Source organism: Pseudomonas sp. B1(2018), assembly GCF_003097365.1.
In the GTDB taxonomy this organism is placed as follows: Bacteria; Pseudomonadota; Gammaproteobacteria; order Pseudomonadales; family Pseudomonadaceae; genus Aquipseudomonas; species Aquipseudomonas laurylsulfatiphila.
Genome location: NZ_PYUK01000005.1, coordinates 19640 through 33658 on the forward strand (window position 1 = coordinate 19640; position 14019 = coordinate 33658).

14 protein-coding genes are annotated in these 14019 nt (G+C 60.3%); 12 read left to right on the forward strand and 2 right to left on the reverse strand.

Features of this window, described 5'->3' with window-relative positions:
- Positions 1–53: 53 nt before the first annotated feature.
- The 11 genes from C9422_RS09070 to C9422_RS09120 all read left to right on the forward strand — a co-directional run bounded on the left by C9422_RS09070 (position 54) and on the right by C9422_RS09120 (position 11792).
- Positions 54–920 carry a phospholipase gene (locus C9422_RS09070; protein WP_116580397.1) on the forward strand — a complete coding sequence of 289 codons (867 nt, stop codon included), beginning with the start codon at positions 54–56 and terminating at the stop codon, positions 918–920.
- A gap of 72 nt (positions 921–992) precedes the next feature.
- Positions 993–1898: an AraC family transcriptional regulator gene (locus tag C9422_RS09075; RefSeq protein ID WP_116580679.1), complete on the forward strand. Its 906-nt coding sequence runs from the start codon at positions 993–995 to the stop codon at positions 1896–1898.
- 306 nt (positions 1899–2204) lie between these two features.
- Complete coding sequence (locus C9422_RS09080; protein ID WP_116580398.1) at positions 2205–3515, forward strand: sugar ABC transporter substrate-binding protein; 1311 nt, start codon at positions 2205–2207, stop codon at positions 3513–3515.
- Positions 3516–3693: 178 nt separating this feature from the next.
- The gene (locus C9422_RS09085) at positions 3694–4620 is read left to right on the forward strand and encodes a carbohydrate ABC transporter permease (RefSeq protein WP_116580399.1); all 927 of its coding nucleotides are present in this window, start codon (positions 3694–3696) and stop codon (positions 4618–4620) included.
- A gap of 8 nt (positions 4621–4628) precedes the next feature.
- A complete protein-coding gene (locus C9422_RS09090) occupies positions 4629–5459 on the forward strand; it encodes a carbohydrate ABC transporter permease (protein ID WP_095966710.1) in 831 nt (276 codons plus the stop codon).
- Positions 5460–5581: 122 nt separating this feature from the next.
- The gene (locus C9422_RS09095) at positions 5582–6685 is read left to right on the forward strand and encodes an ABC transporter ATP-binding protein (RefSeq protein WP_116580400.1); all 1104 of its coding nucleotides are present in this window, start codon (positions 5582–5584) and stop codon (positions 6683–6685) included.
- A 16-nt stretch (positions 6686–6701) separates the two neighbouring features.
- Positions 6702–8174 carry a mannitol dehydrogenase family protein gene (locus tag C9422_RS09100; protein ID WP_116580401.1) on the forward strand — a complete coding sequence of 491 codons (1473 nt, stop codon included), beginning with the start codon at positions 6702–6704 and terminating at the stop codon, positions 8172–8174.
- A gap of 137 nt (positions 8175–8311) precedes the next feature.
- Entirely contained in the window at positions 8312–9808 is a 1497-nt protein-coding gene (gene xylB, locus C9422_RS09105; protein ID WP_116580402.1) for a xylulokinase, read from the forward strand.
- Positions 9809–9821: 13 nt separating this feature from the next.
- Entirely contained in the window at positions 9822–10766 is a 945-nt protein-coding gene (locus C9422_RS09110) for a carbohydrate kinase (protein ID WP_116580403.1), read from the forward strand.
- Between the two features lie 272 nt (positions 10767–11038).
- Positions 11039–11305 carry a DUF2790 domain-containing protein gene (locus tag C9422_RS09115; RefSeq protein ID WP_116580404.1) on the forward strand — a complete coding sequence of 89 codons (267 nt, stop codon included), beginning with the start codon at positions 11039–11041 and terminating at the stop codon, positions 11303–11305.
- 91 nt (positions 11306–11396) lie between these two features.
- On the forward strand, positions 11397–11792 hold the full coding sequence (locus tag C9422_RS09120) for a hypothetical protein (protein WP_116580405.1): 396 nt from the start codon (positions 11397–11399) through the stop codon (positions 11790–11792).
- Here the strand turns inward: C9422_RS09120 and C9422_RS09125 are convergent.
- The gene (locus C9422_RS09125) at positions 11789–12055 is read right to left on the reverse strand and encodes a DUF1652 domain-containing protein (protein WP_116580406.1); all 267 of its coding nucleotides are present in this window, start codon (positions 12053–12055) and stop codon (positions 11789–11791) included. The two genes, C9422_RS09120 and C9422_RS09125, sit on opposite strands and share 4 nt — an antisense overlap.
- A 282-nt stretch (positions 12056–12337) precedes the next feature.
- On the opposite strand from C9422_RS09125, the gene eco reads away from it, so the two are divergent.
- Positions 12338–12820: a serine protease inhibitor ecotin gene (gene eco, locus C9422_RS09130; protein ID WP_007970022.1), complete on the forward strand. Its 483-nt coding sequence runs from the start codon at positions 12338–12340 to the stop codon at positions 12818–12820.
- A 21-nt stretch (positions 12821–12841) separates the two neighbouring features.
- Here eco and ilvA read toward each other — a convergent pair whose 3' ends face one another.
- A complete protein-coding gene (ilvA, locus tag C9422_RS09135) occupies positions 12842–13855 on the reverse strand; it encodes a threonine ammonia-lyase, biosynthetic (RefSeq protein WP_116580407.1) in 1014 nt (337 codons plus the stop codon).
- Between the last annotated feature and the right edge of the window lie 164 nt (positions 13856–14019).

Genomic DNA, 14019 nt, shown 5'->3' on the forward strand with positions numbered 1-14019 from the left:
ATCAAACCTGATAGTCGGGCGTTTTTTATTCTTAATTAGCAACGGACTGCACGATGACAAATACTTACCCCTACAAAAACTGGATGTCGGCGACGTCTTCCATTGACAAGTTAACCCTCCCGGAACTGGTCTGGCCCGGCGCCCATAACGCGGGAGTGGATTATGACTTCTCTTACCCGATCCACGTTCAACCCGTCAGTCACTGGTTCGTGTGCCAGGATGGACCCTTTATCCAGCAGCTCAACGAGGGTGTCCGGGTACTCGACTTGCGATTCCATTCAGACGAGCACTGGCTGGGAGTCAGGAAGTTCCATACGTTTCACGGCTTCAAGCTGCTCAGGGGGCGATCGTTGAGTGAGTTGTTCAAGAGCCTGGACTTTTTCCTCAATGAAAACCCGGATGAGTTCGTCGTGCTGGATATGCGCGAACTCAAAGGCCTTGATGAAAAGAGTTTCGACTACACAGGCTTTGATGAGGCCATCATGAGTGAACTGGGCAGGCGATTGATTCCGCGAGAAAACCGTTATTTGACACTGGGCGCACTAAAGAAAATAAATCCCCTGCAAAGAATCGTACTTGCCGCCGATTGGCATCCGGACTTCAACTCTCCCCTCTATTGGCCAAAAATCCCGGTTGAATGGAGTGGCAACGACTTTACTTCTCCCGAAGAGTTAAGGCAGTACATTGAAAGAACACTGAATAATCCGCCCGTCGAAAGCGCGCTCTGGTCGTTATCCGCCACCAGTTATGGAGAACTGGCCGGTGTAAAACGAATCACCCGGGAATTGAACGAGTGGTTTGCTCCGGGCACTGGATGGACGCAGAAGTGCAGCATCATCAGTGCCGACTTTATTGGAGCGACACAACTGGTCAGCTATTGCCGGGAAATCAACCTTTCCAGGGGACAGAACAAGAAGTAAGACCGGGGAACTGGAACTGTCCTGGGCGGGGGTGCATGATTGGCGCCTGAAAAACACAAGACCACCCTGGATATGACCCGCACCGCCAGAGTCACCGATCCCTCCTATGAGTTGATGGACGACCACAATGGTTTGTCCATCATCTACCGCCAGCACGGTTTTCCCTGCCCGCTGGTGCGCTGGCATTTCCACAAGGAATACGAGTTGCACCTGATCGTCGCCAGTTCCGGCAAGGTGTTCATTGGCGATTACATCGGCAACTTCCATCCGCAATCCCTGTTCCTGACGGGCCCCAACCTGCCCCACAACTGGATCAGCCAGGTGGCCGAGGACGAAGTGGTGCCCAAGCGCGACATGCTGGTCAACTTCACCGACGAGTTGTTCGACAGCGGCTATCAAGTGTTCGCCGAGCTCAAGACACTGGCACCCTTGCTGGAGCGCGCGCAGTACGGCATCGAATTTCGCGGCAAGCACACTATCGCCAAGGCGATGGATCTGATGCAACGCATCGCCGATACCAGCGGTGCGACCCGTCTCGGGCACTTTTTCATTCTGCTGGAGTTGCTCGCGGCCACCGACGACTACCAATTGCTCTCCGGCGCCACGACGCCGCAACTGGCCGACGAGAACAACGTCGATCGCACCAACCGCGCGGTGGATTACATCTTCGCCCATTACGCCCGGGAATTGCCGCTGGAAGAAGTCGCCGAACACCTGGGCATGAAGCCCACGTATTTCAGCCGCGTATTCAAGCAGGCCACCGGGCGCAATTTCATCGAATTCGTCAATCGCCTGCGCATCAGCAAGTCCTGCGAGTTGCTGGCCGATGGCGACAAACCGGTCACGGACGTGTGCTTCGAATCCGGTTTCAACAACATTTCCAACTTCAACCGGCGCTTCCAGCAGCTCAAGGGGATGACGCCTTCGCATTACCGGCGATTGGTCGTGCAGCGATTGACCGAGCAAAACCTGGGTTAAAAATCAAAAGATCGCAGCCTTCGGCAGCTCCTACACCCTCCTGTAGGAGCTGCCGAAGGCTGCGATCTTTTGCTTTTAAATCCATGAAACCTGTACAGATTCAATGCCGCCCCATCGCTGAGAAGCCCTTCCTTTCATCTATAGCCCAAAATACCAGTGCAAAAAAGTATCAGTTGAAGTGCGATGGATGATTTGTCTCGCCCTCCAATGAAGGTTGTAATCCGTGCACATTCTTCCTGCCTTCGGAAGACACAAAAACAATAACTGTCCTTCTGTATCCCGCCGGGTGCAGAAAAGGAGTGCACGATGCAACCTTCGGTAAAAGCCCTGCTTGCCCTCACCTGCATGACCCTCAGCAGCGTCAGCCTTGGCGCCCAGACCCTGACCATCGCCACCGTCAACAACAGCGACATGATCCGCATGCAAAAGCTCTCGAAAACCTTCGAGGCCGAGCACCCGGACATCAAGCTCAATTGGGTGGTGCTCGAGGAAAACGTCCTGCGCCAGCGCCTGACCACCGACATCGCCACCCAGGGCGGGCAATTCGACGTGCTGACCATCGGCATGTACGAAGCGGCACTCTGGGGCGCCAAGGGCTGGCTGGAGCCGATGAAGGATTTGCCGGCCAGCTATGCCCTGGACGACGTATTCCCGTCGGTTCGCGAAGGCCTGTCGGTCAAAGGCTCGCTGTACGCCCTGCCGTTCTACGCCGAAAGCTCGATCACCTATTACCGCACCGATTTGTTCAAGGACGCCGGCCTGAGCATGCCCGAGCGTCCGACCTGGGAGCAGATCGGTGAATTCGCCGCCAAACTCAACAAACCGGACCAGGAACAGTACGGCATCTGCCTGCGGGGCAAGGCCGGCTGGGGCGAGAACATGGCGCTGATCACCACCGTCGCCAACGCCTATGGCGCGCGCTGGTTCGACGAAAAGTGGCAACCGGAATTCAACGGGCCCGAGTGGAAGAATGCGCTGAACTTCTACGTCGACACCATGAAGAAATCCGGCCCACCGGGCGCATCGAGCAACGGTTTCAACGAAAACCTGGCGCTGTTCAACAGCGGCAAATGCGCGATCTGGGTCGATGCCAGCGTCGCCGGCTCGTTCGTCACCGACAAGACTCAGAGCAAGGTCGCCGATCACGTCGGCTTCACCTATGCGCCGCATCAGGTCACTGACAAGGGTTCGGCATGGTTGTATTCCTGGGCACTGGCCATTCCGACCAGTTCCAAGGCCAAGGACGCGGCGAAAACCTTCAGCGCCTGGGCCACTTCCCGGGAATACAGCGCACTGGTCGCGGAAAAAGACGGCATCGCCAACGTGCCGCCGGGCACCCGGGCCTCGACCTACAGCGAGGCCTACATGAGTGCCGCGCCGTTCGCCAGGGTTACGCTCGAATCGCTCAAGGCCGCGGACCCGGGCAAGCCGACGCTGAAACCGGTGCCTTACATCGGCATCCAGTTGGTGACCATTCCCGAGTTCCAGGGCATTGGTACTCAGGTCGGCAAATCCTTCTCGGCGGCGCTGATCGGCCAGACCACGGTCGACCAGGCATTGGCGGCGGCCCAGCAAACCACCGAGCGCGAGATGAAGCGCGCCGGGTATCCCAAGTAACCCCGTCACCCATGTGGGAGCGGGCTTGTGTGGCGAGGGGGCTTGCCCCCGTTCGGCTGCGAAGCAGTCGCAAAGCTTGGGGCCGCTTCGCGACCCAACGGGGGCAAGCCCCCTCGCCACACAAGCCCGCTCCCACAGTTGATTTTCATCTGCCCGTACTCGACTGGTTCTGATCACCATGAATACATCAACTGCCAAAGCTCACATGGACATTGCCCTACCCCTGCGCAAAAGCCGCGTGGCCAATCCCGGCTGGTTTCTGGTCAGCCCTTCGGTGGCACTGCTGCTGTTGTGGATGATCGTGCCGTTGGGCATGACCCTCTACTTCTCGACGATTCGCTACAACCTGCTCGATCCCGGCGAGAACGCGTTCGTCGGGCTGGAGAACTTCACCTACTTCCTCACCGATTCAGGCTTCCTGCCCGGCGCCACCAACACCCTGTTGCTGGTGGGCAGCGTGCTGTTGATCAGCGTGGTGTTCGGTGTACTGATCAGTGCACTGCTGGAGGCCAGTGAGTTTTTCGGTCGCGGCATCGTGCGGGTCATGCTGATCTCGCCGTTTTTCATCATGCCCACGGTCGGCGCGCTGATCTGGAAGAACCTGATTTTCCACCCGGTGTCGGGGATTCTCGCCTACGTCTGGAAACTGTTCGGCGCACAACCGGTGGACTGGCTGGCGCACTACCCGCTGCTGTCGATCATCATCATTGTCTCGTGGCAATGGCTGCCGTTCGCCATCCTGATCCTGATGACCGCGATGCAGTCCCTCGACCAGGAACAGAAAGAGGCCGCACGCCTGGACGGTGCCGGCCCCATCGCGATCTTCTGGCACCTGACCCTGCCGCACCTGGCGCGACCGATTGCGGTGGTGGTGATGATCGAAACCATCTTCCTGCTCTCGGTGTTCGCCGAAATCTTCACCACCACCAACGGCGGCCCCGGCTATGCCTCGACCAACCTCGCCTACCTGATCTACAACCAGGCGCTGGTGCAGTTCGACGTCGGCATGGCCTCGGCGGGCGGCTTGATCGCGGTGGTCATTGCCAACATCGCGGCGATCATTCTGGTGCGGATGATCGGCAATAACCTGACCGACAAAGCCTGAGGCCTGCCATGACTCTTCAACAATCCCGTCGTTTGCAAAGCCTGTTGCTCGGTACGCTGGCCTGGGCCATCGCGATCCTGATCTTCTTCCCGATCTTCTGGATGGTACTGACCAGCTTCAAGACCGAGATCGAGGCCTTCGCCACGCCGCCACAGTTCATCTTCACACCGACGCTGGAGAACTACCTGCACATCAACGAGCGCAGTGATTACTTCAGTTTTGCCTGGAACTCGGTGGTGATTTCCTTCAGCGCCACGGCCCTGTGCCTGCTGATCGCGGTGCCGGCGGCCTACTCGATGGCGTTCTACGAAACCCGGCGCACCAGAGGCACGCTGCTGTGGATGCTCTCGACCAAGATGCTGCCGCCGGTGGGCGTGCTGATGCCGATCTACCTGCTGGCCAAGAGTTTCGGCCTGCTCGACACGCGGATTGCGCTGATCGTCATCTACACGCTGATCAACCTGCCGATCGTGGTCTGGATGATTTACACCTACTTCAAGGACATCCCCCGAGACATCCTCGAAGCCGCGCGGCTGGATGGCGCAACGCTGGTCCAGGAGATGCTCCGGGTATTGCTGCCGATCGCCAAGGGCGGCCTGGCGTCCACGGTGCTGCTGTCGCTGATCCTGTGCTGGAACGAGGCCTTCTGGTCGCTGAACCTGACCTCCTCGAAAGCCGCGCCACTGACCGCGTTGATTGCCTCCTACTCAAGCCCCGAAGGGCTGTTCTGGGCAAAGTTGTCGGCGGTCTCGACCCTGGCCTGTGCGCCGATCCTGATCTTCGGCTGGATCAGCCAGAAACAGTTGGTCCGCGGCCTGTCGTTCGGCGCGGTGAAATGAATCAAAAGCAAAAGATCGCAGCCTTCGGCAGCTCCTACATAAAGCACACCGTTCCCCCTGTAGGAGCTGCCGCAGGCTGCGATCTTTTGATCTTAAAAAAAATCAACCGGAGGCCCACCACCATGGCCAACCTGAAAATCAAGAATCTGCAAAAAGGCTTCGAAGGTTTTTCCATCATCAAGGGCATCGACCTGGAAGTGAACGACAAGGAATTCGTGGTCTTCGTCGGCCCGTCGGGCTGCGGCAAATCCACGCTGCTGCGCCTGATCGCCGGGCTCGAAGAAGTCAGCGGCGGCACCATCGAACTCGATGGCCGCGACATCACCGAAGTGAGCCCGGCCAAGCGCGACCTGGCGATGGTGTTCCAGACCTACGCCCTGTACCCGCACATGAGCGTACGCAAGAACATGTCATTCGCCCTTGACCTTGCCGGCGTAGCGAAAGCCGAAGTGGAAAAAAAGGTCAGCGAAGCGGCGCGCATCCTCGAACTGGGGCCAATGCTGGAGCGCAAGCCCAAGCAATTGTCCGGCGGCCAGCGCCAGCGCGTGGCGATTGGCCGGGCCATCGTGCGCAACCCGAAAATCTTCCTGTTCGACGAACCGCTGTCCAACCTCGACGCGGCCCTGCGGGTGCAGATGCGCCTGGAATTGCTGCGCCTGCACAAAGACCTGCAAGCGACGATGATCTACGTCACCCACGACCAGGTCGAAGCCATGACCATGGCCGACAAAGTGGTTGTGCTCAACGGCGGCAAGATCGAGCAAGTCGGCTCGCCGCTGGATCTCTATCACCAGCCCGCCAACCTGTTCGTCGCCGGTTTCCTCGGTACGCCGAAAATGGGCTTCCTCAAGGGCAAGGTCACCCGCGTCGACAGCCGGGGCTGCGAGGTGCAACTGGACGCTGGCACCCGCATCAGCCTCGCTCTGAGCGGCGCCAACCTGAGCGTCGGCAGCGCAGTGACCCTGGGCATTCGCCCGGAACACCTGGAACTGGCCAAACCCGGCGATTGCACCTTGCAGGTCACCGCCGATGTCAGCGAACGCCTGGGCAGCGACACGTTCTGCCACGTCCGGACTTCCTCCGGCGAAGCCCTGACCATGCGCGTTCGCGGCGACCTGGCCAGCCGCTACGGCGAAACCCTGAGCCTGCACCTGGACGCGCAACACTGCCATTTATTCGATGCCGACGGTGTGGCGTTGACCCGCCCATTGCGCGTTGCCGCCTGATCCCAGAGAGACTGTGATGAAACTCAATAAACAGAACCTCAACCGCCTCGCCCCCGGAGTGGCCCTGCCCGCCTACGCGCTGGGCGATACCCGTCAAGGCATTGCGCACATCGGCGTCGGCGGTTTCCATCGCGCCCACCAGGCGTTTTACACCGATGCGCTGATGAACACCGGTGAAGGCCTGGACTGGGCCATTTGTGGCGTCGGCCTGCGTGCCGAGGACCGTCGCGCCCGTGACGATCTCAAGGATCAGGACTACCTGTTCACCCTGTTCGAGCTCGGCGATGGCGACGACACCGAAGTGCGGGTGATCGGGGCCATCCGCGACATGCTGCTGGCCGAAGACGACACCCGGGCGCTGATCGACAAACTGGCCAGTCCCGAGATCCGCATCGTCTCGCTGACCATCACCGAGGGCGGTTATTGCATTGACGACAGCACCGGTGAGTTCATGGCGCACTTGCCGCAGATCCGGCATGACCTCGCGCACCCCGACACGCCAACGACCGTGTTCGGCTTGCTCTGTGCCGCACTGGCCAGGCGCCGCGCCGCCGGCACAGCAGCCTTCACCCTGATGTCCTGCGATAACCTGCCGCACAATGGCGCCGTCACCCGCAAGGCCCTGCTGGCCTTCGCCGCCTTGCACGACATCCCACTGCGCGACTGGATCGACACCCACGTCAGTTTCCCCAACGCCATGGTCGACCGCATCACGCCGATGACCAGCACCTCGCACCGCTTGCAACTGGCGGACCAGCATGGGGTAGACGATGCCTGGCCGGTGGTCTGCGAACCCTTTGTGCAATGGGTGCTGGAAGACAAGTTCGTCAACGGTCGCCCGGCCTGGGAAAAGGTCGGCGTGCAGTTCACCGACGACGTCACGCCCTACGAAGACATGAAGATCAAACTGCTCAACGGCAGCCATCTGGCGCTGACCTACCTGGGATTCCTCAAGGGTTACCGTTTCGTCCACGAGACCATGAGCGATCCGTTGTTCGTACGCTACATGCGCGCCTACATGGACCTGGACGTGACGCCGCAACTGGCCCCGGTGCCGGGAATCGACCTGACCGAGTACAAGAACACCCTGGTGGCGCGCTTCTCCAATCAGGCGATTGCCGACCAGCTTGAACGGGTGTGTTCGGACGGCTCTTCGAAGTTTCCGAAATTCACCGTACCGACCATCAACCGCCTGATCGCCGATGGCCGCGAAACCAAACGCGCGGCGTTGGTGGTGGCGGCGTGGGCCTTGTACCTGAAGGGCGTGGATGAACATGGCGACACGTACAGCATTCCCGATCCTCGTGCCGGGTTCTGCCAGGCACTGGTGGCCGATGATGTGCTGATTACCCAGCGGTTGCTGGCGGTCGAGGAGATCTTTGGTACGGCGATACCCCGCTCGCCGGAGTTTGTCGCGGCGTTCGAGTGGTGTTGTAACAGTTTGCGCGAGGTGGGGGTGTCGCGGACGCTGGAGCGGGTGTTGGCGTAAGTCCTGCGGTGGAACTGCTGCCGTCTTCGCGAGCAAGCCCGCTCCCACAGGGGAATGCATTTCAAGGGTGGGAGCGGGATTGCTCGCGAAGGCGGCCTGACAGGCGACATCCAAGTTGAATGATCCAAGGATCTACTATGCCAAACCAACAACTCTTCCTCGGCATCGACTGCGGCACCCAGGGCACCAAGGCCATCATCCTCGACGCGGTCAGTGGTGAAGTGCTCGGCCAGGGCGCGGCCAGCCACAGCCTGATCAGCGCGGCCAACGGCCGCCGCGAACAGGAGACCCATCAGTGGCTGGAAGCCTTCGCCACGGCCACCCGCCGCGCGTTGCTCGCGGCCAGGGTCGATGGCCAGTCGATCCTCGGCATTGGCGTGTCCGGCCAGCAACATGGCCTGGTGCTGCTCGACGAACAGGGCCAGGTGCTGCGTCCGGCCAAGCTCTGGTGCGACACCGAAACCACGCCGGAGAATGACCGTCTCCTGGCCCACCTCGGCGGCGAACAGGCTTCGCTGGATCGCCTCGGCGTGGTCATCGCGCCGGGCTATACCTTATCCAAGCTGCTCTGGACCAAAGAGCGACATCCCGAGGTGTTTTCCCGGATCGCCCATATCCTGCTGCCCCACGACTACCTCAACCATTGGCTCACCGGCCGCAGTTGCAGCGAATACGGTGATGCGTCGGGCACCGGGTATTTCAATGTGCGTACCCGGCAGTGGGATGTGCAGTTGTTGTGCGACATCGACCCCAGCGGACGCCTGCAAGCCGCGCTGCCCGAGCTGATCGATGCGCACCAGGCGGTCGGCACGATTCTGCCGGGGATTGCCGAGCACCTGGGCATCAATCCGCGGGCCCAGGTGTCCAGTGGCGGCGGCGATAACATGATGGGGGCCATCGGCACCGGCAATATCCAGCCCGGCGCAATCACCATGAGCCTCGGCTCGTCAGGCACGGTGTACGCCTATGCCGACCGGCCGAACGTTGCCCCGGATGCCGCAGTCGCCACGTTCTGTTCTTCCAGTGGCGGCTGGCTGCCATTGATCTGCACCATGAACCTGACCAATGCCACCGGCCTGGTTCGCGACCTGCTGGACCTCGACATCGATCAGTTCAACGCGCTGGTTGCCAAAGCGCCCATCGGTGCCGAAGGCGTGAGCATGTTGCCGTTCTTCAACGGCGAGCGGGTGCCCGCCCTGCCCCATGCCAGCGGCAGCCTGTCGGGCCTGACCATGAGCAACCTGACCCGGGCCAACCTGTGCCGCGCGGTCGTCGAAGGCACGACATTCGGTTTGCGTTACGGACTGGACCTGCTGCGCCACAATGGCTTACAAAGCCGCAGCATCCGGCTGATCGGTGGTGGTTCGAAAAGCGCGGTGTGGCGGCAGATCGTCGCCGATACCATGAATACCCCCGTGATTTGCACGGAACAAAGCGAGGCCGCGGCCCTGGGTGCGGCGATCCAGGCGGCCTGGTGCGTATCCCGGGCGACAGGGAACGAGCTCAGCCTGGCGGACTTGTGCGAGCGCTGCGTAAAGCTCGACCCGGCCAGCGAAACCCTTCCGGTCGCCGACAATGTACGAGCCAGTCAGCAGGCTTATGAACGCTATCGACAACATGTCGCAACCCTTTGAAGAGTGAACAACTATGTACCTGGTGTGTGGCGAAGCGCTGTTCGATTTTTTCAGTGAAGACGACGCCGGCGGTCTGGCGTCCAAAGTGAATTTCAAAGCCATTGCCGGTGGCTCGCCGTTCAACGTGGCCGTGGGATTGCGCCGGTTGGGCGTGGATTCGGCGCTGTTGGCCGGGTTGTCCACCGACTACCTGGGCCGGCGCCTGTTGCAGGTGCTGCAGGATGAAGGTGTGCGCCAGGACTTTCTGCTGGATTTCGCCGCGCCGACCACCCTGGCGATGGTCGCCGTGGGCGCCAATGGCTCGCCGCAATACAGCTTCCGTGGCGAAGGCTGCGCCGATCGACAGTTGCAGCCGCAGCACCTGCCGGCACTCGGGCCTGAAGTGCGCGGCCTGCATATTGGATCGTTTTCCCTGGTGGTACAGCCGATTGCCGACACCCTGTTGGCATTGGTGCACCGGGAAAGCGGCAAACGCCTGATCAGCCTCGACCCGAACGTGCGCCTGAACCCGGAGCCGGACATTGAACGGTGGCGTAAACGGATCGCGACGCTGGTGGAATTGGCCGACCTGATCAAGGTCAGCGACGAGGACCTGCATCTTTTGTACCCAGGCCAGGATCCGGCGCAAGTGATCGAGGGCTGGATGCAGCAGCGCTGTCAGTTGGCGTTCCTGACCCGGGGCGGCGAAGGCGCGACCGTGTTCAGCCGGGTTCACGGCTCGTGGTCGGCTCCGGCCTGCGCGGTAAAAATCGCCGACACCGTGGGCGCGGGCGATACCTTTCAAGCGGCGTTGATTGCCTGGTTGACCGAGCAGCAACTGGATTCGGTGGAGGGTGTAAAGCAGCTTGGCCGCGAGCAGATTGACGGCATGCTGAAGTTCGCGGTGCAGGCGGCGGCGTTGACGTGCAGCAAGACCGGGCCGGATCTGCCTTATCGGGAGCAGTTGGATCTGCGCTGATTTCGAGGGCCTCTTCGCGAGCAAGCTCGCTCCCACAAGGTTGTGGGAGCGAGCTTGCTCGCGATGACTTTCTATCAGGCGCCCGATGGTCTTAACTGATACACAGGATCGCGCCATCGCGACAGGCGGCGTTCAGCCGGGTTAACCCTCGTTTAACCGTGCGATCCGACACTTCACTGGACCGCACGCCCTCAGACTGTTCTGACGCCCGGTGCGGCAGGTTCGACAGGCCACACATCGAACTGACTTTCCGTACGCACTGGAGATCGCTGATGAACACTCGCATCTTGCTGGTTACCGCCACCCTCGCCTGCACCGCGTATGCCGGTCTGGCCCAGGCCAATGACACCACGACCGCTCAGGCCGTGCCCTACCACTACGGCATGCCATTGCATGTCAGCAAAGTGATTTCACTGACAGAGCCGGACACTCTGGATTGCAAAGTGGTGAAGGCCGACATGAAGTACATCGATGAAACGGGGAAACCCGCAGAAATCACCTACCGTAAACTTTCCGACGCCTGCGAGAACCAAGGCTGACCGAAACATCTGATTTGATACTTGGCGGTGTTCCTTTGAGGGCGGCGGCGCTATGCTCTAGCGCCTCCCTCACTGCCCGCAAGGATTGGCCATGCAGTTTTCGTTTCGCACGTTGTCGATGTTTACCGCCGCCTTATGCCTTTTGCTGAGCCTGGTCTGGGGGTTGGCACCGCAATGGCTACTGTCGATCTGGGGTATCGAGTTTTCATTCGTGGCCGGATTGGTCGCGCGCCGCACCGCCGTGCTGTTCGCAGCGTTTAGCGTGATCTCTTACCTGGTTCGCAACGCCCCCCCTTGCGCAACCCGCCATGCGCTGAGCCTCGGCTTCGTCGTCGGCTGCTGGGGATTGGCCGTGCTGGGTTTTGCCGAATGGCTCGCCGGCCATGTCGGGCCGGGCATGTTGCTGGCTGTCGGGCTTGAACTGGCGCTGGGCCTGGCGTTCTTCCAGACCCGGCGCGTGTCGATGGAACTCGAAACAGCAGGTTAAAGCGCTTTGCCCAGCATCGAGGGTGGCTCGACTTCTACATGACGCTGCCTGGAACGCAGTTGGGCAATCAACTCGTTTATTTCCCGACAACCATTGAGACCGGAGGCATCGATGCCGGTGACCATCAGATCGAGCTGATCGGTTTGCCCGTCGGCATAGATTTTCACGGTCATCGACAGATCCGGTGACAACGTGCATTCGCAGCGCTTGGGCAAAAAGCTGCTTTCGATGATATTGCGTAGTTCCAAGGCAGAAAGAAACATGACGACCCTCTCCTTTTGTGAGACTGCCAATAACGATCAATGCTCGCTCATATAAAAGCGTGGCAAGCTTCAAGGACAGCTACAGCATAAAACATGCCCCGAATTTCGCTGCGCAGCTCATCGGCAAATCAAGGGTTTAGGCCAGCCACCTGTAAAACCTGCCATGCAGTTTGCATTATACGCCCCTCACATCTCTGCAATTTGCACGTTGGACGCCGCGGGTTTGCATTCGCCGCACATGACAGTGAAAATGCCGCCCTTCACTTCAAGCAAGGAGGCATCATGAGTTCTTTGACCGTTAACGCTTGCGCAGCGCTGTTCGCACTGGGGCTTGCCAATACGGCGCACGCCGCCAAACTCGAAGACACCGCGCCCTATCCGAAAGCCGAGAGCGGTTTTACCCGCCAGGTGATTCACCTCGCGCCACAGCCCCGGGAAGACGACTTCCAGGTCGAGATCCTGGCCGGTAAAACCATGACCGTGGACTGCAATCACCCGCGTCTGGGCGGCATTCTCGAAGAGAAAAACCTCGAGGGTTGGGGCTACCCCTTCTATCGCCTGGAAAAAGTCATTGGCCCGATGAGTACGCTGATGGCCTGCCCGGACGGCACGAGCAAACAGGATTTTGTGCCGGTGGTCGGTGACGGCTTCCTGCTGCGTTACAACAGCAAGCTGCCGCTCGTGCTGTACGTGCCCAAGGACATCGAAGTGCGCTACCGAATCTGGTCGGCGTCGAACAAGGTCGAGAAGGCCATTCGGGAATAACCCGGCCGGCCTGCACCAGGGTCATGCCGGCGCGCCGCTCAACGCGGCGCGCTCGGCCACATGCCCCAGGCTGTCAAAGTTGATGTTGGCACCGGAGTCGATGGCAACCAGGGTCTGCCCGCGGGCCCCGCTGCGTGCCACGTACCGCTTGATTCCGGCCACGGCCAGCGCACCGGAAGGTTCGGTGATCGAGCGGGTATCGTCGTAGATATTCTTGATGGCGGCGCAAAGCTCATCATTGCTGACTGTCACCACCTCATCAACGCAAAACCGGCAGACCTCAAAACCGTGAGCGCCGATCTGCGCCACCGCCACCCCATCGGCGAAGGTGCCGACATTCGTCAGGATGACTCGCTCACCGGCCAGCAACGCCGCTTGCAGGCACGCCGAATGCTCCGACTCGACGCCAACGATGCGCACCTGCGGCCGCAAGTATTTGATGTAAGCGGCGATGCCCGCGATCAGCCCACCACCACCCACCGGCACAAAGATCGCATCCAGCGCACCTTGATGCTGACGCAGGATTTCCATGGCCACCGTGCCTTGGCCCGCGATCACATCCGGATCGTCAAAGGGCGAAACAAAGGTGCCACCGCTTTCCCCGGCCAACGCCAGTGCATGGGCTAGTGCAAACGGAAAACTTTCGCCGTGCAATACCGCATCGGCGCCCTGACTGCGGACCCCGATCACCTTCAATTGCGGCGTCGTGCAAGGCATTACGATGGTGGCGCTGATCCCCAACTCCCGCGCCGCCAGCGCCACACCCTGGGCATGATTACCGGCAGAAGCCGTGACCACGCCGCGAGCCTTTTGCGTGTCGCTCAGTTGCACCAGCTTGTTGTAGGCGCCGCGGATCTTGAAGGAAAAGGTCGGTTGCAGGTCTTCACGCTTGAGCAGGATGTGGTTGCCCAGTGCCTCGGACAAGGCCGGTGCCGCTTGCAACGGCGTGCGCACCGCCAGTTCATACACCGGCGCGGCAAGAATTTTTTTAACGTAGCGTTCAAGCAGGGCTTGCTGGTCGGTTGTAAAACTCATGGTCGTCTCCTGACATTAGATCGGGCCCGGGAGACAGAAAGTAAAAACCCGCCTCGAGGGCGGGTTGGGTGCTGCAGTCGTGTGCTAGCCCGCCAAATGAGGAATGGCGGTAATAATGCTTGGCTGGCAGCGCAATACGGTGGAAGTCATGGCTCGAAATTAGC